Source organism: Gabonibacter chumensis (genome assembly GCF_024741215.1).
GTDB classification, from domain to species: Bacteria; Bacteroidota; Bacteroidia; order Bacteroidales; family Marinifilaceae; genus Gabonibacter; species Gabonibacter massiliensis.
Genome location: NZ_JANSKB010000009.1, coordinates 57663 through 83237, shown reverse-complemented (window position 1 = coordinate 83237; position 25575 = coordinate 57663). Strand labels below are relative to the sequence as shown.

General features: G+C 40.4%; 18 protein-coding genes, 2 tRNA genes and 2 pseudogenes. 9 read left to right on the top strand and 13 right to left on the bottom strand.

The window, feature by feature from the left end:
- Nucleotides 1-228: 228 nt before the first annotated feature.
- Nucleotides 229-801, bottom strand: a complete 573-nt coding sequence (locus NVS78_RS14105; RefSeq protein ID WP_041502581.1) for a DNA-3-methyladenine glycosylase I — start codon at nucleotides 799-801, stop codon at nucleotides 229-231.
- Nucleotides 802-1213: 412 nt separating this feature from the next.
- On the opposite strand from NVS78_RS14105, the gene NVS78_RS14100 reads away from it, so the two are divergent.
- The 3 genes from NVS78_RS14100 to NVS78_RS14090 are packed head-to-tail and all read left to right on the top strand — an operon-like array spanning nucleotide 1214 to nucleotide 3331.
- Entirely contained in the window at nucleotides 1214-2056 is an 843-nt protein-coding gene (locus NVS78_RS14100; RefSeq protein WP_286359726.1) for an ABC transporter ATP-binding protein, read from the top strand.
- Nucleotides 2057-2069: 13 nt separating this feature from the next.
- Nucleotides 2070-2969 carry a hypothetical protein gene (locus NVS78_RS14095; protein WP_286359725.1) on the top strand — a complete coding sequence of 300 codons (900 nt, stop codon included), beginning with the start codon at nucleotides 2070-2072 and terminating at the stop codon, nucleotides 2967-2969.
- On the top strand, nucleotides 2966-3331 hold the full coding sequence (locus tag NVS78_RS14090; RefSeq protein WP_286359724.1) for a GntR family transcriptional regulator: 366 nt from the start codon (nucleotides 2966-2968) through the stop codon (nucleotides 3329-3331). Before NVS78_RS14095 ends, NVS78_RS14090 begins: the two co-directional genes overlap by 4 nt.
- 78 nt (nucleotides 3332-3409) lie before the next feature.
- On the opposite strand, the gene bla is transcribed toward NVS78_RS14090, so the two are convergent.
- Entirely contained in the window at nucleotides 3410-4303 is an 894-nt protein-coding gene (bla, locus tag NVS78_RS14085) for a class A beta-lactamase, subclass A2 (RefSeq protein WP_286359723.1), read from the bottom strand.
- Nucleotides 4304-4435: 132 nt separating this feature from the next.
- Here bla and NVS78_RS14080 point away from each other — a divergent pair.
- A pseudogene (locus NVS78_RS14080) lies at nucleotides 4436-4587 on the top strand (GNAT family N-acetyltransferase); the annotation flags it as partial.
- Nucleotides 4584-4817, top strand: a complete 234-nt coding sequence (locus NVS78_RS14220) for a YoaP domain-containing protein (protein ID WP_353620740.1) — start codon at nucleotides 4584-4586, stop codon at nucleotides 4815-4817. The pseudogene NVS78_RS14080 and the gene NVS78_RS14220, both read left to right, overlap by 4 nt.
- Here the strand turns inward: NVS78_RS14220 and NVS78_RS14070 are convergent.
- Nucleotides 4729-6591 carry an SLC13 family permease gene (locus NVS78_RS14070; protein ID WP_286359729.1) on the bottom strand — a complete coding sequence of 621 codons (1863 nt, stop codon included), beginning with the start codon at nucleotides 6589-6591 and terminating at the stop codon, nucleotides 4729-4731. The genes NVS78_RS14220 and NVS78_RS14070 overlap by 89 nt on opposite strands.
- Nucleotides 6592-7293: 702 nt before the next feature.
- Here NVS78_RS14070 and NVS78_RS14065 point away from each other — a divergent pair.
- A complete protein-coding gene (locus NVS78_RS14065; protein ID WP_286359721.1) occupies nucleotides 7294-8700 on the top strand; it encodes an aldo/keto reductase in 1407 nt (468 codons plus the stop codon).
- 175 nt (nucleotides 8701-8875) lie between these two features.
- Here the strand turns inward: NVS78_RS14065 and NVS78_RS14060 are convergent, their stop codons facing one another.
- On the bottom strand, nucleotides 8876-9730 hold the full coding sequence (locus NVS78_RS14060) for a GNAT family N-acetyltransferase (RefSeq protein WP_286359720.1): 855 nt from the start codon (nucleotides 9728-9730) through the stop codon (nucleotides 8876-8878).
- 456 nt (nucleotides 9731-10186) lie between these two features.
- Here NVS78_RS14060 and NVS78_RS14055 point away from each other — a divergent pair, with 456 nt between their 5' ends.
- Nucleotides 10187-11152: a hypothetical protein gene (locus tag NVS78_RS14055; protein WP_286359719.1), complete on the top strand. Its 966-nt coding sequence runs from the start codon at nucleotides 10187-10189 to the stop codon at nucleotides 11150-11152.
- Between the two features lie 22 nt (nucleotides 11153-11174).
- Here the strand turns inward: NVS78_RS14055 and NVS78_RS14050 are convergent, their stop codons facing one another.
- Nucleotides 11175-11951: a hypothetical protein gene (locus NVS78_RS14050; protein WP_286359718.1), complete on the bottom strand. Its 777-nt coding sequence runs from the start codon at nucleotides 11949-11951 to the stop codon at nucleotides 11175-11177.
- Between the two features lie 246 nt (nucleotides 11952-12197).
- On the opposite strand from NVS78_RS14050, the pseudogene NVS78_RS14045 reads away from it, so the two are divergent.
- Nucleotides 12198-12377, top strand: a pseudogene (locus NVS78_RS14045) (DUF1848 family protein); the annotation flags it as partial.
- Between the two features lie 215 nt (nucleotides 12378-12592).
- On the opposite strand, the gene NVS78_RS14040 reads toward NVS78_RS14045, so the two are convergent.
- From NVS78_RS14040 to NVS78_RS14005, 8 genes are all read right to left on the bottom strand, one after another.
- On the bottom strand, nucleotides 12593-14092 hold the full coding sequence (locus NVS78_RS14040; protein WP_286359717.1) for a PKD-like family lipoprotein: 1500 nt from the start codon (nucleotides 14090-14092) through the stop codon (nucleotides 12593-12595).
- 19 nt (nucleotides 14093-14111) lie between these two features.
- Nucleotides 14112-14804, bottom strand: a complete 693-nt coding sequence (locus tag NVS78_RS14035) for a DUF4843 domain-containing protein (protein WP_286359716.1) — start codon at nucleotides 14802-14804, stop codon at nucleotides 14112-14114.
- A 12-nt stretch (nucleotides 14805-14816) separates the two neighbouring features.
- A complete protein-coding gene (locus tag NVS78_RS14030) occupies nucleotides 14817-16280 on the bottom strand; it encodes a RagB/SusD family nutrient uptake outer membrane protein (RefSeq protein WP_286359715.1) in 1464 nt (487 codons plus the stop codon).
- 18 nt (nucleotides 16281-16298) lie between these two features.
- Nucleotides 16299-19676 (bottom strand): SusC/RagA family TonB-linked outer membrane protein, encoded by a 3378-nt coding sequence (locus tag NVS78_RS14025; protein WP_286359714.1) that lies wholly within the window; start codon nucleotides 19674-19676, stop codon nucleotides 16299-16301.
- A gap of 218 nt (nucleotides 19677-19894) precedes the next feature.
- Entirely contained in the window at nucleotides 19895-20947 is a 1053-nt protein-coding gene (locus NVS78_RS14020; protein WP_286359713.1) for a FecR family protein, read from the bottom strand.
- A gap of 81 nt (nucleotides 20948-21028) precedes the next feature.
- Complete coding sequence (locus NVS78_RS14015) at nucleotides 21029-21547, bottom strand: RNA polymerase sigma factor (RefSeq protein ID WP_059025548.1); 519 nt, start codon at nucleotides 21545-21547, stop codon at nucleotides 21029-21031.
- A gap of 364 nt (nucleotides 21548-21911) precedes the next feature.
- Nucleotides 21912-21995 (bottom strand) — tRNA-Leu (locus NVS78_RS14010).
- A gap of 68 nt (nucleotides 21996-22063) precedes the next feature.
- A tRNA-Gln gene (locus NVS78_RS14005) sits at nucleotides 22064-22134 on the bottom strand.
- 189 nt (nucleotides 22135-22323) lie between these two features.
- Here NVS78_RS14005 and NVS78_RS14000 point away from each other — a divergent pair.
- Nucleotides 22324-25497, top strand: a complete 3174-nt coding sequence (locus tag NVS78_RS14000) for a glycosyltransferase family 117 protein (protein WP_286359712.1) — start codon at nucleotides 22324-22326, stop codon at nucleotides 25495-25497.
- Nucleotides 25498-25575: the final 78 nt, after the last annotated feature.

Genomic DNA, 25575 nt, shown 5'->3' with positions numbered 1-25575 from the left:
TATATATAAGATACTATCGGGATTCGAACGAAGCGATAGACGGGGTTCGTAACGCATTCACGAGGAACTATGTTCCGAGTCATCCCTCTCTCTCCGCAAAAAGTCACAGGAAGCAAACGCAAAGCACTGTAAATTTGTAATTTACAGCATATTTTTACTTTCGACTCCCGGTAGATCAATTAATATACAGCCTGTACCTCGAAAAGACGCCGTAACGAGACGGTACTTTCATGATTTTCGACAAATGCAATCCGTCAGGTGATCGTTAATAAACCCAGAAGCCTGCAAATGAGCATAACAAATTGTCGTCCCGAAAAATTTGAATCCTCTCTTTTTCATATCTTTACTCATCGCATCGGATTCGGGAGAAGATACCGGGATTTCACTCATTGACCGAACATGATTTACAATCGGCTCTCTGTTCGGAAAAAACGAAAGGGTATAGTTGTAAAAACTACCAAACTCCTTTTGAATGGCAATAAACAGTTTTGCATTCGTAATGGCCGATTTGATTTTCAACCGATTCCGCACGATACCATCGAATTGCATCAACCGGTCAACGTCTTCATCGGTCATTCGAGCAACTTTCTCAACATCAAAATCATGAAAAGCTTTACGATAACCTTCGCGCTTCCTGAGAACAGTTATCCAGCTCAAGCCCGCCTGAGCACTCTCCAATACCAAAAACTCAAAAAGAATCTTATCGTCCGTCACTAACTTCCCCCACTCCAGATCGTGGTATTTAACATATAGTTCATCGGTTCCACACCAGCCACATCGGCCATTTACGATATCCTGCATAATTTTTTCGTTTTATATTTTATACACGTAAGTATTTTATTATAAGATGCTCGCTATCATGATCGAACACAAAAATACTTATTTTAATCATATCCACAATTCATATAAACAATTCCGATTATTATCATTATACCTCAAGTAGATCAAGCATCACCTACCACTCTTCAAACTCTTTTTCCGATTTACCGTCAGGAAACCTTTATCAACAGTCCACCTCCGTACCGTAAAATGCTATCCAGCAAATTAGAGTCTGGCAAATCAAACACTGCCTGAAAATCAATAATATAACACGCTCAATTAGTTAATTAGAGTTAAATATTAAGGTTTCCGCTTGTCTAATCAAATAAATTACACACATTTGCAGTGTACTATTTAACTAATACACACATAAACCAATTAACCTATAACCACTATGATGATCGAAGTGAAAAACTTATCTTTCAGTTATGGAAAGAGAAAACAAAAAATCTTTGACGACTTTTCGCTGACATTAGGCAAAGGCTCAGTTTACGGTCTTTTAGGTAAGAACGGTACAGGTAAATCGACTTTGCTTTATTTAATGACAGGCTTACTTCGTCCTCGAGCAGGACAAATATTTTACAAGGGAATGAACGTTTCAATGCGCCATCCGCAAATATTAAAAGATATGTTCCTTGTACCTGAAGAATTCACTCTACCACCGATCAGTTTGAAACAATATTTGAAACTGAATACTCCGTTTTATCCGAATTTCAGCCATGAACAGCTAAGAGCCTGCCTTCGCGATTTCGATATGAATGAAGATATCCATTTGGGCGAACTATCTATGGGACAAAAGAAGAAAGCATTTATGTGTTTTGCATTGGCAACCAACACCCCTCTGCTGTTAATGGATGAACCCAGCAATGGATTGGACATTCCCTCAAAGAGCCAGTTCCGTAAAGTGATCGCTTCGGGCATGACAGATGATAAATCGGTAATTATCTCGACCCATCAGGTAAGAGATATCGACAGCTTGCTGGATCATGTAATTATTATCGACGGTACCCGCGTATTGCTAAATACATCGGTAAAAAACATCTGTCATAAATTATATTTTGCAGATCAAGGGATAAATGAACCGACAGATAATGCATTATATATTCAATCATCAATCCAAGGAAATAGCGTAATCTTCCCGAATTTTGACAATGAAGAAACAAATTTGAATCTGGAAGTATTATTCAACGCTATGTTGACAGAAAGGGAAAAAATGCAATCGATATTTAACAAGTAAAAACAGGCACATTATGGATACGAACAACTTTTTTAGCTTATCGCGCATAGTCATGGTAATGAAACGCGAGATCATTGAAAACTGGAAAACGAATGTATATCGTTTAATCGGTCTTTACGCGGCATTTGCATTGACGTTAATATTTGCCATGATTAAGGCAAATAACGAACCGCGTTGGTTGGATAATCCCGAGTGGGCGGTAGAACATTTTTGTCTAAGCAGAATGATTGCCTTTATGATAATCGCGGGGATCGCATCTTTTATTTACGCAGCCAATATCATGGAAAATATGAAAACGAAAGAGAAACGCATATCATTCCTTATGCTTCCGGCTACTATGTTTGAAAAGTTTATAGTAAGATTCTTATACGTTACGGTAGGTCTTTTCGTGGCTATCCTGATAACCGTATCCTTGGCAGAGATTACCCGTCTTCTTTTGCTTCCTTTATTTAACGTTCCTGCCACTTTGCATCAGACCGTATTACCTAAGATGTTCTCCATGTTTATAGATATGATTTGTATGAGTGGTAAAAATAGTTCCGTTATTTACGGAAGCGGAATTTCTAATCGGGGGTTGATTTCGGCTTGTATCTGGACTTCGGTTATCTGGCATCATTCCTTGTTCATATTGGGCGGCAATTATTGGTATAAAAAACCTTTTTTAAAAACATTGGGAACCCTTTGGGGTATAATGTTTCTATTAGGCTTTATCGCGTCAATCGCCATAGGACGACAGGACCCCGAAAACACGTCTGCCCTGTGGTATTCGGGAGAGGCCACTTGGGCGACAGTGAAGAATATATTGGCAGCAGGTGTGACTTTCTTTAGTTTATTTACTATTTTCAATTGGTGGTTGAGTTACAAACTCTTTACCCGTTCACAAATTATTAAACCGAAATTTCATTTATTATGAGATTTAAAGAAAGTAAATCCATATACTTGCAGATAGCCGACCGGATATGCGACGAAATCCTGCAAGAACAATATAAAGAAGAGCAGCGTATCCCATCCGTCAGGGAATACGCTGCCACCGTGGAGGTAAACGCAAACACGGTCGTTCGCACTTACGATTACCTTCAAGGGCAAGAAATAATATACAATAAACGCGGTATCGGCTATTTCGTATCGGCAGGGGCCAAAGACCGGATTATGACCCTTCGCAAGGATGTATTCCTGCACGAAGAATTACCGGAATTTTTCAAACAAATAAAGACATTGGATGTTTCAATAAAGGAGATAGAGAAAATGTATAAAGAATACATAGCTCAAAATTAACATACCCGATAAAGCGAACCGTCTCTTTACAAAATTTCCCGCTACCGGAAGAGAAATACCCCTTACCGGTAGTATTGTCTATATTTCGCTCACATATTGATATACGACACGAGAAATATCAGCTATGATTCGAGAAGTTTCCTGCATATTTTCCGCGGAGTCTTTTATAAAAACGGCAATCGTGTATCTTTTCCCGTTCGGCAGATATACAAAACCCACATCATTTATTCCGATAATTTGGCCTTTATCATTGAGATCTCCTGTTCCCGTTTTATGACCTATGATCGCCCCTGTCCCCTCTAACGGAAAAGGCAAGCGATCTTTTCCGGTCTCACAGGTAACCATCGCCTGTTTAATAAAATCCTGATAATCTTTATCAAATAACGTCCGAGTAAGCAGTAATTCCATGACTTTAACCGCTTCAAGCGGAGTACTCCAATTCCGATAACAGGTATTTATGTCCTTATGCATTTCATCCTCCGTAAATTCAACGGAGAAATTCCGGATACCCAAACTCCGTATATACTTGTCAGTTGCTTCCGTCCCACCGGTTCGAGCAAAAAGAATATCACACGCGTTATTATCGCTTAAATGCAAGGTATATTTCAGCAAATCTTTAATCGGAAGAAAGATTTCACCTTGAGGATATTTGTTGCGAAGAGGACTATATGTATTCGATTTCAAATCGGATCGTCGAATATAAACAGACGTTTCGAAAGACAACTTTTCTTTTTGACAATAATCTGCAACAGCCAAGGCTTGATACAACTTAAAAACACTCATCATAGGATATTGACAATCATTGTTCACGGTGATCGTATCCTTGCCGTCAAGAATAACGGCTATACCGACTTGTGCATTCTTTCCGGCTATCGTTTCCCGTAATTGCTCTTGTAACCTTTCATGTTCCGCTTTTACTATAACCGGCAACACGAGTAAACTGAAAACAAACCATAAACCTTTTAATTTCATATCATCATTTTATGTATTCAGCAATGTTCAAAACTACAATCATTTTTTATCATATACAAAGATTCTATTTCCCTACCGACAAGTAAAAAAGAGCTTGATTAACACACAAACACGATTATCTATTTTTATAAAATATACATCACCCTGATAAAAGAGAATATTGATACACAACATCTCTGTTGTGCTTTCTCCGACAAGAAATATAGCGAAGGCTACGAATTAAAAAAAGATTGGATGAAAAAGCAAAAGTTTTTATCGAATATATTCCCGCAGCAAAAGCATGGAGACAATGAAACAGGCACAGAATGCCCCTACGCCCGCAATTATATTTTCACTTTTCCACAATGGAAAAATCATCAGCGTGTGCGTTGATAAACGATTCAATAAAATACTAAACTTGGAACAACCCAAATCAATCTCTATCCTTAAAACGGGAATAGCAGCGGAAGCATCAACACCATTACGATTCCCATTATTATCTGCAACGGTAAACCTACCTTCACATAATCCATAAAGGTATATTGCCCGGCAGGCATCACTAATGCATTAGGAGGAGTCGAAAAGGGTGAAGCAAAACACATGCTGGCTCCAAGCGTTACCGCAAAAAGAAACGGTACGGGACTAACTCCTATTTGCGTTGCACTCTGTATCGCAATGGGTGCAAGAAGTACCGCAGTAGCCGTATTACTGATAAACATAGTCATCAACGAGGTCGTAAAATAAATTCCAGCCATCAACGCCAAGGGCCCATAAGTTCCCAGCCCGCTCACCAAACTGTTCGAAATATATTCAGAAGCGCCTGTCTTTTCCAACGCCAAAGACATGGGTAACATGGCGGCAATCAAAACGATGCTCTCCCAGTTGATAGTTTTATAAGCAGCTTCCACATTACGGAAACACCCGGTCAACACCATCAGAATGCCCGCAATCATTACAGCCGTAACCGGAGCCACAGGAATAAAATCGAATACCATCATCGTCACCATCAACACCATAATAGCAGCCGCCAAGGGAGCTTTGTAGTCCAATGTCACCTTAGCGGCTTCAGCCAACGGTTGTCCCAACACGACCCAATCCGAATCTTCCCGGCTAAGGCGGGCTATATTATTCCACGTACCCTGTACCAACAATACATCGCCGCTATGAATCCGCTCGTTACCCAAATCGTGTAACAAATACTCTCTCTTGCGACGAATACCCAGAACATTTACATTGTACTTATCGCGGAATCCGGCTTCTTTTATGGTTTGATTAATCAAATTGGAAGAGGGCATCAACACGATCTCAGCAATACCGATATCATAGAAATCCAATGAATTTTCATTCATACGGGCCTCTTCCGTAACGTGTTCATCCAATATTTCGAGCAAAAAATCTTCAGCAAACCGTTTAACTTTATCAAAATCGCCTGTTACGTAGAGAATATCCTCCTTTTGCAAAACGGTATCCGAATCTGCCAGCTTTTGAGTAATCGTCTTCAAAAAACGATGTTGGGATACGTCGCCGCGGCGTACCTCCAATATATTCAATCCATATTTCCGACGAATATCCAATTCAATAATTGTCTTTCCATGCAAACGGGCATTACCCGCCACCTTCAATCGAAACAGGTTACTGGACAATCCGTACTCTTTTACTAACTGATTCAATGATTTACCTGAATATACATTCTCGTCTCCACTCTTTCCGCGTTTCGAAAGAAACCACTTGCTTAGCGGCATCAGCACCAAAGTTCCCACGACAACACAAATAATACCTACCGGGAGAAAAGAAAAAAACGAAAGCGGAGGGAACCCAGCCGAGGTCAATACATTCTGTATTACAAGATTAGGAGGTGTACCGATAAGTGTCATCATTCCTCCCATACTGCTGGCAAACGCCAAGGGCATCAGCAAGCGGCTGGGATTCATATCGGCACTCACAGCCAAGCTGACCACAATAGGCAACATCAACGCTACCGTCCCCGTGTTGCTCACAAAAGCTCCGATAGCCGAGGTCACCAACATAACCAATAAAAATAATCTCAACTCGCTCCGTCCTGCCAGTTTCAAAATACGAGAACTAATCATCTTTGCCAATCCTGTCTGGAAAATAGCTCCTCCGACAACAAACAATCCGATCATCATAATTACTACCGAATTGGAAAAGCCGGATAAAGCTTCATCAGGAGTCAATACCTGAAAAACCAACAAGGCAATCAAAGCACAAAGTGCTACAAGGTCCGAGCGAACCCTGCCATTAACAAAAAAGACCGCGGATAGAACAAGGATAATAATGGTAATAAGCATAAGTATCAATTGTTGTTTTTGATTCGTAAATACTATTTGCATAGGTTACGTTCGCAAAATAAGAAATATTTTTCTATTTATTTTTGATTTTCAAATGAATTCATTCCTTCGCTTTTTATTCTTTTTATAATCATAAACCGACTATTTAATAACCGAAACGACCTATCTTATTTTGTATTTTTGGGAAAGTACATATAACTCTTATAAATACCGTGGTCACACATCCCGAAAAAACAAAAGGCGTTAAACAGGTTAAACCCACCAAACCTGTCAAAAAAAACGACTTTTCCTCTCCTGTCTTGATAGACAACTGGAGTGCAACACCCCTTACAGAACTCTTCGACACCGGGAAAAAATAAAGATTCACCGTCACGATTATTTTAACGTTGAAATTTCATTCGCGAGAGATAATACTGAAATCTCTCCACTATCTTCATCTACAAGTTTCCTACTCAGATTAACGACGCAGGTAACACAATTCCGTAACAATATAAAATACAACAATCCGTAAGATTGGTAAGAAAACCTGTAATCCGTCTACCATCGGGTTAATAACAACACCGTAATTTTGTAAGGTTGAAATAAAAAATGACATGCAAGAGGGGCCGTCTACTCCAACCGGAAGTTATTGCGGCAAGCGTCCGAGTATCCGATAAAAGTATTTATATTAATAAAAACAATACCCGAAAAATAAATAGGAAAATGGGAAACAAGAAAAAAATCGATCGCCGTGATTTCCTGAAAATATTGGGAACAGTCGGAGCTACCATAACTGCAATCGGACTACCCGGCTGCGGAAACAACAAAAACAGGGCCACTGGCAATATATCGATAGAGAAGCAACCGGGTAAAATGACCTACCGTACCCATCCGACCAACGGCGATCGCGTATCGCTTCTCGGCTACGGGTGCATGCGCTGGCCGACTGTTGCTAACCGGGGCACCGGGAAGAACAGCGATGAGATCGATCAAGAGATGGTCAACGAACTGGTCGATCACGCTATCGCTCACGGGATAAACTATTTCGATACGTCTCCCGCCTATTGTAAAGGACGCTCGGAACACGCAACGGGTATTGCACTTAGCCGCTACCCGCGTAATAAATATTTTATCGCTACCAAGCTCTCGAACTTCGCACCCTCCACCTGGAATCGTGAAGCGTCTATTGCCATGTACCGCAATTCGTTAAAAGAGTTACAGGTCGAATACATCGACTATCTGTTATTACATGGAGTCGGAATGGGAAACAGCATGAAAGAGTTCGAAGCACGTTACATCGATAACGGCCTATTGGATTTTTTACTTGATGAACGGGAAACCGGACGTATTCGGAACCTCGGATTCTCTTACCACGGGGATATTCGCGTATTCGATTACCTACTCTCTCGACACGACGAAATCAAATGGGATTTCGTACAAATTCAGCTCAACTATGTGGACTGGAAACATGCCAAAGAGGTAAATGCCCGCAATACGGATGCCGAATATCTTTACGGAGAGTTAGAGAAACGGGGCATTCCGGCCATAATCATGGAACCGCTCTTGGGAGGACGTCTCTCTAATGTACACGACCATATTGCTGCCCAATTGAAGCAACGACATCCCGAATCGAGCGTCGCATCCTGGGCTTTCCGCTTTGCCGGCTCTTTTCCGGGTGTTCTAACCGTACTAAGCGGCATGACCTATATGGAACACCTTCAGGACAACTTAAGTACTTACTCTCCCTTTGAAGAACTGACCTCTGAAGAAAAGGAATTTTTGGAAGAAACGGCACGGCAATTGCTCCGTTACCCGACCATTCCCTGTAACGATTGCAAATATTGTATGCCATGTCCTTACGGTCTGAATATTCCGGGTATCTTACTCCATTTCAATAAATGTATCAACGAAGGCAATATGCCCTCTTCGTCACGGGATACGAACTATCGCAAGGCCCGCCGAGCATTTCTTATTGGTTATGACCGTTCTGTTCCGTACCTGCGACAGGCTAACCATTGTATCGGTTGCGATCAATGCAATCCCCATTGTCCGCAAAACATCGATATCCCGGCACAGTTACGACGTATCGATAAATTCGTCGAAGATCTGAAGCAAGGACGGGCATTCTAAGATGAATAATACGACTCTGAAAAAACAACAAGCTATCGATATATTATAAATTGAAAAAGTGCCGCTTTACTAACGGCACTTTTTTCAGGACATTTCATTCTTTCTCCAAAAACCTATCGGATAAAAATCGAACAGCAAAAGAAACATAAAACAGTAATTTTACTATAAAATCACGCTATACCTGTTTTATCATTTCAAATTGCTTTCCTTGTATATCTATATTTTTCGCTTTTAGGAAACCGGTGATCGAAGGTGATAAAATATCCGTATTTATGATTTTAACTATATCATTTTGACTTAATTCAATCATTTTATGAAGTAACACGGAAGCCATTCCTCTCCTTCTGTATCGTTTATCGACCGCTATTTGAGTTATATCTCCGGAAGCAGGTTCAAAAACACAATACCCGACAAGCTTATCTTCAATAAATGCACCTAAACAAACGAACTCCTCGGCAGCTCTTCGGATAGATTCAAAACTATTCTGCCAGGATGGGGTAAAATCCCAAAATTCAGGAATCGAATCATATTCGCCGATAGTATTAATTTGTTTGATTATACAGGCAACAAACGGACGGTTGATTGTATTCCGAACCTCCTCATTCTTGGCCATAAAATAATTGAACTCACGCATTACCTCAAATCCGAGATTTCGATAAACGGAAACAACCTTTGTATTGTGTTGCAAAACTTCTAACAAATACTGCCTAATCCCTGTTTCCTTCAAATAAGGGATAGAATATTTAAAGACCTCCGTAGCCAACCCTTTTCCCCTGTACTCTTTCAATGTCCCGATACCCGTATCGTAAGCCGTTGGTATCCCCTCGAAATTTCCGATGCCGTTAAACGTAAAAGCCACGATTCCTCCCTTGTCAAATGCGGCAAAAGACAATTCAGGATCAAAACCACGCCTCTTCAACATCGTCTGAAGCTGTTCTTTATTCAATTGAATCTCATAATCGGCAAAAGCCCGATTAAATGCCTCAAACACAATATCGAAGTCCGTTTTCCCGAGGGATTTTATTTCCATAGCATTACCATTAATTGTATTTTGAAACCGTCTCCAAAATACCTTTAATCTTTTATATTTGCAAAACTATTTTACGCAAGTCCACCGGTACAACGTTTTCTCCATGCACATTCAAAACTTTTTAATCACGTCCCATTACAAATGCTGTATTTATATTAAAAATAACTATATTTATTATTTACACCTAATTCATTTGTTGTATTTATCAAAAAACTATAACAAAACAAACTATTAATTCGGAATATTTTAGGAATTAACCCTTTATACCTGTTTACCAATTTTTGATTTCCTATGTTATCTCTCTATTTTAATCTCAAAATCATCTAAATCCCTCACTTCTTTAATTCCAAACCGTCAATTTACAATTGACCATCTTCCCTGTTTGTTATTCCCAAGATTATTTCCGAGATTTGTTCGGGTGTAAACCTCACGTGTAGGGAATAATTTAGAATAATAATGATAAAGCTGTTTTTCGAGTATCTGGCGACCAGACGATACAAAGAGAATGATTTGTCGGACATTACGTGGGCGTTATGTCATGCCTGTCCGGATTTTAAACGAATCTTCATTCATTTCTTTTTTCCCGATTTGGAGATAGACCTGATCGAATACTTCGAGAGGGAGACAAGGGATGACGACGAGGGTGATAGTCGGGTCGATTTTTTAATCAGAATAAAAGGGGACGACAAACCCTTCTTAATCGAGGTTAAGATTGGAGACCGGAATCATCATTTCGGCCAATATGAAAGAGCATATCATGTGGGTAAAGAGAGACTCGGGTACATCACCAATTACTCGTTACATATGAGGGGGTGTATAACCAAAACATGGGAGATGTTCTTCGACGAGCTGGCCGAACAGATAAAATATATTCAGGAGGATGATTCCCTTAAACTCATTAACGGCTACTCTTCCTATCTTCAAAATGTTTGTGGCATAATCAAATTTAATAAAGCTATGAAATTAGACGGCATGTATTCGCTATACCAGTTGATGGTTGAATTGAATAAATTAATCAACCGATCGGAAGAAGATTTTATATTAGACCTTTATTCCGATAAAAACGGGAACAGGAATGGAGTCCAGGGACTTTATTTCAGGATAGATTATACCACCGAAAAGATCGCCCCGACTTGGGCCTGGATCGGAATCTATTACAACAGGGAAAAACCGTTAATCTGTATCTCATTCTCAAAAGATGAAGGGTGGGGAAAACCTGTTTACGATATCCTATCCGAATCGGTAAAAGAAAACGGTATTTATGCCGCTTCTCCCTACAAGGAGGGTAACTCCTACTGGTTCGAACTATCGGCAAAAAAACACGAGGAATTCGAAACGATCCCGTTGCAAAAACAACGGGAACTATTAAAAAATTTCATGGATGAAGTGATCAGGTATCCGCTAAAGGCATTTAAACAATAAATTCCTCACGGGCTTTCCTATTTTATTCCAAAATACCTTCAGGCATATGCATGGAGTAGTCCATCATTCCCCTGACCTTAGAAGAGGTACTCGTCTCTGTCAGATGCAAGAAATAAATCCGAGGTCCGACACCACGGGAAGATTTCTCCAAAGATTTTTCCCATCCTAATTCAAATACGGTATTCATCACGTCGAAAACGACCCCGTCACTTCCTGACAAACAAAACTTGCGAACGACCGCCGTTTCCGTCTCGTCTTTATAAGTAAGCGCTAAATAAGGCGCATTGTTCTCCACTGTAATTTCATAACTACCTTTTAAGACCGGTTCCCCTGCAGGCCCGTTAAAACTCTCTGCCTTGTCAAACAGATAAAATTCATTTTTATCATTCTTTACAAGGAATAAATTCGTCTCGGATTTAAAAACCGGAAGATCACTATCAACCAGCACAAACCCTAAATAAATATCCGTTACTTTTATTTTCAATTTTACCGTCTCTCCCGCTCCATTATCCCTTATAGATAGAATCGTTTCACCCTTTTTTTTCGCATGAATAAAAAGATTATCCGTATTTAAACCGATAGAAGCATCCAGTAATTGCGGATTTTCCACATCGATCGTATAATCTCCGCTACCGTCCACAAAAGAAATACTCTCTCTCATACCCATCCGGACTTCATAAAAAGGAGCGGAGAATCTTATGGGATAAATCTCTTCCGTTTCTTTATTTCCGCTACACCCCCAAAAACAACCCGCCAACAAAAGCATAAAAGATACATTTATCAAATCAATCCGTTTCATAATAAAACCTTCTAAAAACAACCAACCAAGTTTCATTTCAATGCTAAAATACGTACTACCGATATGTTTGACAAATATAGAAGTTATATATCGAAACGACACTTTTTTATATTAAAATCCTTATTTTTTTATATATAAGATCGCATTAAAAGTAAATTCATCCTTTCTGTTTTGTATCTTTGACATTCAAAGTAATCCGCCTTTTTTAAAGTTCTTTCCTTCTCTTTTTGACTAACTTCGTCGTAGATCATTCGTGCCAGCCGCAAAACGGACTTACCAGCCTTTTATACATCTTGGTTTTTCAACCGGATAAAAGAAAGACACGTACTTGTTCCCGATCCGTATAACCCTAAAATAATAAGTAGGGTAAGCCTGCACCCCGCCGGAGCAGATTGTATCGTCTTTCGGACAAAAAATCCGGCTCCATGCCCGATAAACTTGCTCTTTCGAAAAACTCACTCCTGTTTACTGGAATATCAGATGAAGAATACACGATCAAAGAGCGAAAAATAAAAAGTCTCCAAAGGATCGACTATCTCTATTTCAATAAACAATAAAGTTGCTATTAGTATAAAAAAAGAGTCCGGAAAGTAAATTTCCGGACAACTCTATTATAAACCTAAATACAAACATTAAAAGAATCAATTATAAGTAAAGTTGGCTAAATTGCCATACTTGTAAATAGCATGGACTACCTTACCTAAATTATCCACACTATGCAATACTTTCACTTCCCGGCCAAGTAGTTGGTCGGCCACATCAAAAATAACGAATTTACCGTTTTCAAGAGCAACACCTAAATGCTGGCATGTCTTATCGGCACACAGAGAAACAATTCGTTCCCCTTCAAAATCTTTATAAAGATTGGTCTTATTCGTTGCCAGATCGAGATAATAAAGTTGGTCGGAATTGGCCCCGGTTGTAAAGAAAATATAAGGACGCCTCCTGAGCAAAAAATAAAGACTTTGTTCGTTAAATAATCCATTCCCCGTGATTTTCGGTCCCTCTATCTTCATAACTTCGAGTCCTCCCCCCACTATATACTGGATCATATATTGCTGGAGCTTGTATTGATTTTGCGGGTCTTTAAAAATAGAGACAAACTCGCAAGACTGTTGGCCCTCCAAATAAGCTCCCGTATAAACCATTTTATATTCTCCGATATTAGTCAGTGGGATTGCTCCTTCCGGATAGCTTTTACAATACAGATCCGTTAGTTTACCCGCGAGACTGTTATTTCGCGTAAGAGAACCGACAAGTCGATTGTTCGTCTCATCAAACAAAACGGTAAATTCGGCCCTCGACTCTGCCACGGAAATCAAAGCTCCGACTTTCAACTCTTTACCGTTATCCGCCAAAGGAAGTATACTGTAACGATTGGTATGCAAACTGTTAGGATTGGCTTTACGGCTAAATACCCGGCCGTCCTCGTTCAGTATATAATTAATATATCCGGCATAAGAAGCGTCCACCGGAGCAAAATTTTCCGGCAAGCTCTCCCCGATAAATTCCTGTTGGGTTGTCACCTTTTTCAATAAACTTCTTCCATCTATCTCTACACATCCCAACCCTCCGCGCTGAATAACGAGGACTTCAGAAATACCGCTACTCGTGGTATAATGCTCCACCATTCTTAAAGGAGTAGAACCTAACCCCTCTCCATTCAACTTCTGATAAAAATCGACATAATCGGTGTATACTCCGCCTTTTTCTTGGATATAGCAATACTCCGATTTCCCGTTCCTGTCATATAACACCATCCACCCCGTCTCGTAAGGAGTAACCTGATCGACACTAAAATTAACAATATATTGGCAATTCGTCAGGGTATCGACGACACGAAACTCCCCGTAAGTTTCTCCTAATTCAGGCCAGGAAGCATTACAATTCCGAGAAGTGGAAATCAGCTCCGACGCCAGATACCATTCATACTTAAAGTAAGCGGTATCCTTGGGATTTTTAAACGTTATCTCGGGTTCTATCACGATAGGATCCCCCATGATCAGGTTGGGAAAATATTTCTTAGGTAACTTAACCGTCACCTCGTTGATATTTTTATAATCATAATTTCCCTTATCATCGTAACAGGATTGTAGAAATAAAACTCCTATAATCCAATAGAATATAAATTTGATTTTCATAGATCAACATTTTTTAAATTTAACCAATAACAGGTACACTCATGTTATTCCCATCTTCATCGATGACAGGAGTTCCGGCTTCCTCCATCTCCAGCAAATAGTATTTGAATGAACGGGACAAGTACCATATATCGTCGGACGATAGATCACTCAAATCCCCTACCCCGGTCACTTTCATAAATAACCGGAATTTCTTTTCGGTATAGATGCCAAGATAACTGTCTACGATTTCCTGACTCCACCATTCCGGTGGAGCGATAATGTCACTAAAGCGAATGATATTTTGCGTATACTCATACTGTCCGGGAGAAAACAGAGCATTCTTTTCGATTCTCAACACGAGTCGTACACTCTTTTCCCTTAAATCAGGAGCATTATTGATTTTAAAATACACCGTATCGACAACTCGATTTGCCCGGAGAAGAAATTTCTCCGGAAAAGAGTAATGCTTGGCTTCGACCGTACTGTTTTTCGTGTCTACCGATAACTTAAATTCTCGGTCATAATTCGTTGTATTTCCTATCAACTTAATTCCGACGGGAACAGTCAAAGAGGTTGAATCCGGATAATAGAAAAAAGAGTAAGTTATCGAATCAGCGTAACTCTTTTCAAAAAAAAGATATTGCCGAGTAGTATTAAAAGCCTCTATCTCATCCTTTGAGCAAGCTCCGATCAATAATATTCCGATGATATAAAAAATATATTTTCTCATAATGTCAATGTTTTAGTGAATCGTTTCGATATCCGGTAAAGGAAGTATAAACTTGCTCCCCATCTGAATTTGTTTTTTACCATCCAAAACAGGACGATTCAAACGTTTATACATAAAAAACAACTGCCCTTCCCCTATAAAATCTTTTCGAGCATCATACACAAGTTCATCCATAAAATTAGACTCCGTCACGGTATATGGAATATCCGTCTTACATCCCCGGGCCAAACGTAACTCATTCAACAAATCGACGGCTTGATTTTTATCCGTATCCACCAAACATTCACACATGATATAATAGATCTCACTCAATCGGATATAAGGAATAATCGGTCCCTGGTAACTGTTCACGTTATTTATTTTTTCGTCCGCCCGCATGTATTTCAAAGCTTCCTGATGCCCTTTGTTATTAGGTGTAATCAAATAAACCAACCGATAGTCGTCTTCGTTCCCCTCGAACATCTCCTCTACATTTTTCAAAGGCATCTCTCCTCGTTTGTTGTAATACTCCTCATACAGATCCAACAATTTTGAATTATACAATCCTAAAATAATCCCGTCATACAATTTTCTGGAACGTTTCAGGATAGAACTTGTGATATCATTAGCCGGAGTCAGCCTCAAATGGTCGTAATAATTATATTTCTGCACATAGGAGTCATATATGTAACGGGCATGCTTATAAGCATTCGTCTTATCTCCTGCATACAGGTATACCCTTGCCAACAGCGCATCGGCTGCATACAAATTAAACCGGGTTCCTCTCAACCGAAAAAACATATCTTTATCCGTCATCAAATTGCCGGTAAGCCGCCCGGCAAGCCTCTCGAGATCCATATTCAAACTGTCGTGGGGAGCAACCAGTCTCCGGGCTTTCACCAAATCATCAATCACATGCCCGAGAAAATCGTCTATTGTCAGATAAGGTTCAGACGTCGAAGGATAAATCGTGAAATAGGGAATGTAATTCCCCGAAGGATTCGTTGCCGGAGCGGGAGCAAATAACCGGAGCATGTCAAAATGAAGCATAGCCCTTACTCCCAGAGCCTCACCTAAAATTAAGTCCCTCTCCTCTTCCCCCAGTTCAAATTTACCCGGTTCTATATTATTGATATTGGCAATGATATTATTACAGTTGGCTATCGCGTTATACGTATTTAACCATATATCCGAGATAATAGCATTAACCGAAGCATTTTCATAATCATATTCCATTGCTGCCTTATACTCGGTAGAAATAATAGGATCGTAATATTGTGAAATAGCACTCAGAAATCCCCAGCTAAGTTCACGTCCGTAGAGTTTCCCCTCCGCCAGATTAAGATAAATCCCGTTCAATGCATTTCGAAATCCTTGCGCCTCACTCAAGAGATAATCCGAATCGATCTCGTCTTCCGCATCCAACGATAGCCAACTGTTACAAGAGTTTGCCCAAAAAAGGATCGTAAGTAAATATAAAATAGTATATCGTTTCATGGCTTATTTATCATTAAATTAGAAACTTGCATTCAAAGTAAAATTAAACGTCCGGGCAAAAGGATAGGAAAGCCCCCGTTCCCGCTTAATACTGGAAAAATGAGCTATATCCTTCATATTAAATTGCAAACGAAGCATACTGAATCCTATCTTCTTCAACAATTCAGGATTAAAATCGTATCCTATAGTCAACGAATTAAAATCCAATGTATTGTTATCTTGACAGAAACGAGAGGTCGGGCGAGTTACCTTTTTGTCTGCATCTTTTATCGTTTTGAACTTGGCAATATCACCCGGTTGCTTCCAACGATCGGTCAATACGCGTTTGTCCGCGTTATTGCGAAAATCCACATTCTCCACGTTATCTACAAGAGTTTGGTTATAAGCCTGTCCCCCCAGTTCATACATGAAAGTAGCCGATAAGGTGAAACCTTTATATCGGGCGTTAATACCGAAAGCTCCTTGTACATCCGGTTCACTATCCCCGATAATCACCTGTTCCGAAGAGTTCCAATCGTAGGTCACCGACCCATCCCTGTTCACGAGAATCTCATTACCGTCGGCCGGATTTATACCTAAAGACTTCATTCCCCAGATGGAAGTCAACGACCCTCCTTCCGTGTATTTCATAAAAGGTTTGGCGTACTTGGTATCCTTAGCCGTATTGGCATTCTTGTTATACTCATCAAAGTATTCGTCAACCCGGTCATTATACTCTTTCAGCGAGTTGGAAATTTTCAATATTTTATTTTTATTATGTGCCAGATTGACAAAAGCAGAAAGGTATATGTCCCTTTCGTTAATGATATCCCCTTTAAGATCCAGCTCGATCCCCCTGTTCTGTACCTCTCCCATATTATCGGTATAGGTTGTAAAACCGGAAGAAGCGGGAATTGTAATGGAATTCACCATATCAACCGTTTTTTTATTATACCATGATCCTACAAGCTTAATGCGATCGTTCAAGAGTCCGATATCGGCACCGATATTCAACGTATTTGTCGTTTCCCAACCGAGTTTCTCGTTACCCATGTATTTCATGTATACGCCGAATCCGGTTGAATACCATTTATCGTTGATCGTCTTATAGGTATGCTTGGCAGCATAGGGAGCAAAATTAACCTTTCCGGTCTGTCCGTAAGTAGCCCGGAGCTTCAATTGACTGAAAATACTATTCCCTTTCAAAAAATCGTAATTGTGGAAATTGATTCCGAATCCGCCGGACCAAAAAGGAGCCGTCCGGTTATCGTTTCCGAATTCCGAAGAACCGTCGAGCCTTCCGGAAAGATCGAAAAGGTAGATATCGTCATACGTGTAATTCAACGAGATAAAGGCGCCGAACAGGCGGGTATGACTTTCTGAAATCATCTTTTTATTTGCTTCTTCCGCCGCATAATTCACCGAATGAAGCTGGCCGGAAGGGAAGCCCCGGTAATGCTCCGATCCACTTTTGGTTTTAGTCTCGATAAAATTAACACCGGCAGAAAAATTCATATTGTGTTTACCGATCACATTATTATAGCTGATCAACACGTTACCGTCCATCTTAGTCGTTTTCGTATCATCTATGTACAGATCTCCTCTTTTCCCGTAATCGGAAGAAGAGTAAGACATGTAAGTACTGGAAAGCGGGTCCGTAAACTTCTCGTGTTCACCATAATATTGAGATAGGCTGAGCTGACCTTTGACAAGCAACTGATCCATGACGTACCAATTAATATTCAAATTATCCGTCAATTCGTTATAATTACTCTTATCGTAATTATGCAAATGGGCTTCATACATAGGATTCAACCGTTGAAACGTTCCGATGGAACTATTCCAGCTCTGGGTAGTCTGCATATAACTGCCATCTTCATTTTTATAGTAGTCGTAAGGATTTTTCTTCGTGTAATCGGAAAAACTGCCGTAAGGAGATTCGCGGGAACTCATCTTATCGTAAGTAACCATATTTCGTATCTGGATCTTTTTGAAACGATAATCCAAATAAAAATCACCGCCATAAGTATTTCGATACGACTTTTTCATTACTCCGTTTTGACCGTTATAGCGAAGGGATATTCCGTAACGGATCTCGTTAGTTCCTCCTTCCACGTAAAGAGAATGCTTATGGTTGAATTGAGTGGTCAACGGCAAAGAGAGCCAATACGTATCCACTCCCTTGATGATATTATTCAATTTGGCGTGATACTCGGCATTTTTTTCCGCCTGCTCTTTATCATCTTTCCCTTCAAATAACCCGGCTAAAACTTCCGTCTCCAACTTCTCCCGGGCATTCATTAAATTATAATCGGACAGATCGGGAGTTGTGATGGCCCCCGTAAAAGTATAGGATACCTGTAACTCACCCGGTTTGGGCGCTACCGACTCGATAACGATTACACCGTTAGCCGCTCTTGATCCATAGATCGCCGTGGCTGCCGCATCTTTCAAAATATTGATACTCTGTATCCGATTCGGGTCCAGATCGTAAATTTTCTCTATTTTGACCTCATATCCGTCCAAAATAAAAACCGGGTTATTCGGATTATTCTCCAACGAAGTCCGGGAAACATCTCCCTTGTCCAATTCTTTCACACCGATACCCGAACGACCGCGTACGTAAAACTCCGGTAACGTGTTGGGATCGGACCCCATCTCGTTATTCCTTACGATACGTAGAGAGGGATCATATACCTGTAATACGTCGATTACATTCGTAGGAGATACTTTCAATATATCCTCTTTCTCCACCCGGGTCGAAGCTCCCGTGAAACTGGATTTTTTAACATTGGAATAACCGGTAACCACCACGTCCTGCAAATTTTCTTTCTTCTCGTTCAGGGTCACTTTTATCTCTTTCTGATCGGTAATCTTCACCTCCCGCGTCTCGTAACCCAAGAAGCTGACAACCAACACTAATTCTTTGACATCGGGAAGTTTCAATTCAAATTTTCCCTCCGTATCCGCAGCGATCCCTACCCGAGTCCCTTTGATAACAATAGTGGTACCCGGCAACGGGATTCCCGCCTCATCCATAACAATTCCGGTAATCTTCCGTTCGATCAAAGTCTTATTCTTCTCTTTCACTTTGATAACCACGGTACTATCTACAAATTGATAGGTAAAATCGGTCTTCTCCAAACAAAGTTCAAGTACTTGTTTAAAAGGTTTATTATCCGCCTTTACGGTTATACGGGGAGCCTTGTTGACAAGCTCCAGATTATAGAGGAATTCATATCCCGTTTTGCTTTTCAAATCCTTAATCACATTAACAAGCGTCTCATTCTTAAAGTCAACGCTGATAATTTTATCCGGAGTCTGCTTTCCTGATCCCGCGAAAGCAAGCGGCATATAGCATAAGGCAAATGTAAATAACAGATACCATCGCAATTTGTTGTAAACGTTTTGTTTCATAAATTACAGTTTGACAATGTTTTAGATATTAGTCCTAAAAATTAACACGTGAAAATTTTTACATACTATTCTTTTAAACGGTTAAACATAAACACATAACTTCCCCTCTTACCGGATTCATCATCCGATAATAAATGATTTGGATTAAAAATTATTGAGTCATTTACGTGCCGCTTCAGATTGATATCAGGATACAAAAACAGCACTTTATACGCGTATCATTCTTTTGCTATCACAATTATTTCATCATTTTCAAGTTCAAATCTTACATGAGTCGTTAGCTCTATCACGTTACATACGTCTTTAATATTCCCATACTTAGGCACACTTCCGACAAAATGATAGCTCTTTGCTTTCTCATCTCGGAATTTCGCTCCTATGCCATACCACCTGGATAACTTCTTCATGATATTTTCCAAACTCTCCCCGTCAAAATAAAAACGGTCCTTCATCCATGTCGCGTAATAATTCACATCGACCTTTCTGACCGAGACCTTTCCCTCCTTCACGAGAGCCTGCTCCCCGGGAATCAGTATTCGCCGCACCTCGTCATGTCGCATTTCAATCTTCCCCCTAACCAACGTGGTATGGGAATAATTGTCTTCGCTATAATCCATTACATTAAAAGCCGTTCCCAATACCCGGATCATATAATCTTTTGTTTTTACGATAAAAGGCTTTTCTTTATTTTCAGCAACATCGAAAAAAGCCTCTCCATCTAAGTATACTTCCCGGATCGAATCGGAAAAAAATACAGGGTATTTTAAAGAAGAAGAAGAGTTTAACCAAACCCGGGTCCCGTCAGAAAGCGTAACATCGTATTCTCCCCGGACGGGAACCACCAATGTATTATAGATTTTCTCCACACTATCCCCCACTTGGGAAACATAAGCAATTCCATTGTTATTTTGGGTAAAAATGCGAGTTCCGTTACTTTCCGTTATATCAAGCGTATCTTGAGTGAGAACGACAGGCGTTCCGTCAGACGTGTAAAGGATCGCTTTTTTCTCTCCGGGAGAGATTGACGTCAAAGCCGGAATTGAATTTTTAGAAACACGATTCGAATCTACGTGTAGAAAATAGAGGCAACATCCCAAAACAGGCAGTATAAATAGGGCTGCATAGGTTATAAAACGAATCCGTCGTCTTCGTCGGACAACCTCCTGAACTTTTCGATTCATTTTCGCCCAGTATTCCGGTCTTTGCAATTTTTTCATCTCGGCCCAATCTCGAAGAAGCTGTTCGTTTATATTTTTCTGTTCATTCATCATAGTTCGATCCGGTTTTCTATAATAAGAACAAGTAAGGTTTAAAATCTACCTATTCTATTTTCAACTTTTTTTTGCAGCACGTTAAAATTTAACATTTCGAAATAAAATAAACAGGAGTAACAATCGCTTGCGCAAATGCTTAAAAGCGGAAGACATATGAGCTTTAACCGTATGATAAGATATATTTAATTGCACGGCAACATCCTCATAACGTTGTTGTTGTAAATAAACGCGGATAAATATATCCTTACATTTGTCCGGTAAAGCCTCTATGGCCTTATCAAGCTCTTCCAATTGCTCCATGTGACTGATCTCTTCCTGAATTTCTTTATCGGATATTTGATTTTGCTCGAAAGATATCGGGATATGTTTATTTAAAGAAGAGTGAAGGTAATTTAAGGAGGCATTTTTCACACATGTAAATAAAAAAGAAGGGGAAGCCTGTTCTAAACGTCCGGATTCAAACAAACGCAAAAACACATCCTGAACGATATCCTCTGCAGACTCGGAATTTTTTATCAAGTTTCTGGAATAGAGCACCAAATGACTAAAATAACGTTTAAACAGCTCTTCCAATACTAATATTTGATCCTTTTCCACCGGTTTGGGTATTACGCTCTCTTTGATCGTTCCTGATCAAAATTCAATTTATACACGGACGTGGAACCATTAACTCACTCGCAAGACTATTCTTCACATCTAAATTAAAAAAATAGTTTTCACCTTCTGAATGAAATTAAACGCCCTTTTTTATTTTTAGTTACCACCGTCTATAACATAAGACTAAGCAAATGTATAATTTCTTCCGAGACGAACAAAAACTCCCCCGAAAATTAAGTTTTGAGAATTCTCTGCCTACAGTCGAACGGGATCGTTATTCGCTTAATACATAAAACAAAAAAGGGAACCGGATAGGTAATCACAAAAAATAGCCTGATAGCATATGGTCTATCAGGCTATTTAGTACCCAGAACAGGACTCGAACCTGCACAGCCGTACGGCCACTAGTCCCTGAAACTAGCGTGTCTACCAATTCCACCATCTGGGCATAAAACGAAGAACTCGTTTAGGAAAAAAAACCTTGCAACTCACCTGCTGCAAGGCCTTCCGTTCATGTTGTCCAACCAGGATTCGAACCTGGACTGACAGAACCAAAATCTGCTGTGCTACCGTTACACAATTGGACAATCTTTTTCTTATCGCAACGTTATTTTCCGTTTTTGACGCTGCAAATGTAGAACATTTTTCTATTTCCCACAAAGAAAATGCGGAAAAATTCAAACAAAATAGTTATTTTCGTGCTGCCAAATGGATACATTTTTGGGCACCTGATTGAATATTAACGCGTAATAATAAATTCATAACACGAAAAAAGCATGTGCAAAATTAAAAATCACCCTACATTAAGTTATAAAGTAATTAATAATGTGACCGGCTGGGTAGCGTTCTTAATTGCCAGCATAACTTACTTGCTTACGATAGAGCCGACGGCCAGCCTTTGGGACTGCGGGGAGTTCATCACGACCTCTGTCGGTTTACAAGTAGGTCACCCTCCCGGAGCGCCTTTATTCATGATTATATCGAGGCTATTTGCCATTTTTGCTCCGAGCCCGGAAACACAGGCGATTATGATCAATAGCATGTCGGCCTTGGCGTCCGGATTTACAATACTATTTTTGTTCTGGACCATTTCACATTTAGCCAAAAAGTTGATTGTCGGGAAGTCGGAAGAGTGTACCTTAGGACAAATGCTTGGTATTATGGGGGCAGCTTTCGTCGGAGCTTTGACTTACACTTATACGGATACATTCTGGTTCTCTGCCGTCGAGGGAGAAGTATACGCTCTTTCCTCTTTATTTACGGCCGTTGTGTTCTGGGCAATTTTGAAATGGGAAAATGTGGCGTTTCAGCCCTATGCCAATCGTTGGCTGGTCTTCATAGCATACATGATCGGACTATCCATCGGCGTGCACTTGTTAAACTTACTGGTTATTCCGGCCATTGTGTTTATCTACTATTTCAAAAAATACGAACCGACAAGAGCCGGAATCATCAAATCGGCAGCGATTTCCATCCTATTGTTAGGCGTAATCATGTGGGGAATTATCCCGGGAGTTATCGTCGTAGCCGGATGGTTCGAACTCCTGTTTGTTAACGGAATGGGATTACCGTTTAACACGGGTGTGGCCGTTTATGCCCTATTATTGGTTGCCGGATTGACTTATGGGACCTATTATACATTAAAACACAATCATACGGTATTCAACACGGCATTAACCTGTGTGATCGTTATGTTGATCGGATATTCGTCTTACGCGATGGTTGTTATCCGTTCCGTAAGCGATCCTCCCATCGATGAAAACAGCCCGGACAATGTATTTGCCTTGCAATCTTACCTGAACCGTGATCAATACGGACACGAACCGCTATTGTACGGCCCTTATTTCAACGCCGTGCCCAAAGAGATGAAAGAAGGTAGTGCCGTTTATTATCAGAATAAGCACACGGGAAAATACGATGTGGTAGGCCACTCCTCCGAAATGGTATACGATGAACGTTTCTGTACCATTTTACCGCGCATGTGGAGTTCTTCACGACCGGAAGGAGCCTATACCCAATGGTCCGGACCATTAGCCGGTCCTACCTATATGGTTGACAACAAAGCCGTCCGAATACCGAGTTTCTGGAACAATTTGAAATTCATGTTCCGTTATCAGTTAGGACATATGTACCTTCGTTATTTCATGTGGAATTTTTCCGGACGCCAGAATGACATCCAGGGCCACGGAGATTTCCGTTACGGAAACTGGATTACCGGTATTCCGTTTATAGACAATATTTTGGTCGGAGACCAAAGCCTGATGCCTGATTCGTTGAAAAACGACAAAGCGCGCAATACCTATTATCTTTTGCCCTTTATTCTCGGTCTATTGGGTATGTTTTACCAATACCAAAAGAATAAACAAGGAAAAAAAGATTTCTGGGTGGTCATGTTACTTTTCTTTTTCACGGGTATAGCCATCGTTCTCTACTTGAATCAATACCCCGGACAACCGCGGGAACGGGACTATGCTTACGCCGGATCATTCTATGCTTTTGCTATTTGGATCGGTTTCGGAGTACTCTATCTATGGGACTTGCTTCAACGAAAAATGAACTCCCGCAATGCAGCCATTGCGGCCACACTCGTTTGCTTTTTTGCCGTTCCGGTAAACATGGCGGCAGAGAACTGGGACGATCACGACCGAAGCGGACGTTACGCCACCATCGCTCACGCTAAAAATTACCTGAGCACATGCGCTCCTAATGCCATTTTGTTTACCTTCGGCGATAACGATACGTTCCCGCTATGGTATGCTCAAGAAGTGGAAGGATTCCGGAGGGACGTGCGTATTGTTAACCTGAGTCTGTTAGCCGGAGATTGGTATATCGACCAAATCAAGCGGAAAACTTACGAGACTCCCGGAGTTCCGATCTCTTTCACGAAAGATCAATATCATGCCGGAGTAAGGGATTTCGTCCTTCTCATGGACAAAATACAAAAACCCTTCGACCTAAGGGAGGTCATGGCCTTTGTAGGCATAGACAAACCGGAAGCTAAAATAAACGTGTACACGGGAGAAGCCGTAAACTATATTCCTACACGGAACGTTTATATCCCGGTGGACAAAGAGAAAGTTTTAGCCAACGGTACCGTTCGTCCGGAAGATGCCGACAAGATTGTCGACAGGGTTGAAATTCAACTCCCGAACACCAGTTCGTTGAATAAATCCCAATTGATGGTACTGGATATATTAGCCACGAACAATTGGGAGCGTCCGGTCTATTTCGGAGTAGGAATGGGTAAAGATAGCTATCTGGGATTTGAAGACTACTTCCAGCTGGAAGGTGCTGCTTACCGGGTAGTGCCCATCAAAACCCAGACAAACGATTATTCTTATGACTTCGGACGAGTGAACAGTACGGTTTTGTACGACAACTTAATGAATAAATTCGTATGGGGAAACATCAAAGATCCGAAAGTGAACATCGACCACTTCCACGACAACACGATTGCCGTGATGAAGTATCGAAATACATTTTTAAGGTTGGCTGACAAACTAATGGAAGAGGCACAAATATCGAGTGATTCGAACCAAATTGTACTGGATACGGCAAAAGTAAATGCAGCCGTGAGAGTATTGGATAAATCCTTGGAAGAGATTCCATTGTACCAAGTCCCCGCCGACAATTTTCTAATCAATTATATCTCTGTTTATTATATGGCAGGAGAAGAAGAGAAAGGAAACAACTTATCCAAGGCTTTAGTGTTAGATAACATTCAAAACCTCAGATACATCTCTTCTCTTTCTCCAGCCCGAAGAGCCGCCGTTCAAGACGACGAGAGAAGAAGTATTCAGGTCGTTCAGGTATTACTGGATATGGCAACAAGGGCGGGACAAAGAGAGTACGTGGAAGAAATTCAACGTTTAGCGGAAGATATGTTTGCTCCCGCCGTTCCTCAACGACGGACAAAACCTTCTTTGGATTCCGTAAATGAAAATAACTAAATAAATATATATTGTCCGGAAAGACAAGGCTATCGATGCCGTCTTTTCGGGCAGTATTTTTGTATCAACTATAAACGA

Coding starts and splice junctions, on each gene's coding strand:
- NVS78_RS14105 (WP_041502581.1), bottom strand. CDS start 801: ATGCAGGATATCGTAAATGGCCGATGTGGCTGGTGTGGAACCGATGAA.
- NVS78_RS14100 (WP_286359726.1), top strand. CDS start 1,214: ATGATGATCGAAGTGAAAAACTTATCTTTCAGTTATGGAAAGAGAAAA.
- NVS78_RS14095 (WP_286359725.1), top strand. CDS start 2,070: ATGGATACGAACAACTTTTTTAGCTTATCGCGCATAGTCATGGTAATG.
- NVS78_RS14090 (WP_286359724.1), top strand. CDS start 2,966: ATGAGATTTAAAGAAAGTAAATCCATATACTTGCAGATAGCCGACCGG.
- bla (WP_286359723.1), bottom strand. CDS start 4,303: ATGAAATTAAAAGGTTTATGGTTTGTTTTCAGTTTACTCGTGTTGCCG.
- NVS78_RS14220 (WP_353620740.1), top strand. CDS start 4,584: ATGGAGACAATGAAACAGGCACAGAATGCCCCTACGCCCGCAATTATA.
- NVS78_RS14070 (WP_286359729.1), bottom strand. CDS start 6,591: ATGCTTATTACCATTATTATCCTTGTTCTATCCGCGGTCTTTTTTGTT.
- NVS78_RS14065 (WP_286359721.1), top strand. CDS start 7,294: ATGGGAAACAAGAAAAAAATCGATCGCCGTGATTTCCTGAAAATATTG.
- NVS78_RS14060 (WP_286359720.1), bottom strand. CDS start 9,730: ATGGAAATAAAATCCCTCGGGAAAACGGACTTCGATATTGTGTTTGAG.
- NVS78_RS14055 (WP_286359719.1), top strand. CDS start 10,187: ATGATAAAGCTGTTTTTCGAGTATCTGGCGACCAGACGATACAAAGAG.
- NVS78_RS14050 (WP_286359718.1), bottom strand. CDS start 11,951: ATGAAACGGATTGATTTGATAAATGTATCTTTTATGCTTTTGTTGGCG.
- NVS78_RS14040 (WP_286359717.1), bottom strand. CDS start 14,092: ATGAAAATCAAATTTATATTCTATTGGATTATAGGAGTTTTATTTCTA.
- NVS78_RS14035 (WP_286359716.1), bottom strand. CDS start 14,804: ATGAGAAAATATATTTTTTATATCATCGGAATATTATTGATCGGAGCT.
- NVS78_RS14030 (WP_286359715.1), bottom strand. CDS start 16,280: ATGAAACGATATACTATTTTATATTTACTTACGATCCTTTTTTGGGCA.
- NVS78_RS14025 (WP_286359714.1), bottom strand. CDS start 19,676: ATGAAACAAAACGTTTACAACAAATTGCGATGGTATCTGTTATTTACA.
- NVS78_RS14020 (WP_286359713.1), bottom strand. CDS start 20,947: ATGATGAATGAACAGAAAAATATAAACGAACAGCTTCTTCGAGATTGG.
- NVS78_RS14000 (WP_286359712.1), top strand. CDS start 22,324: ATGTGCAAAATTAAAAATCACCCTACATTAAGTTATAAAGTAATTAAT.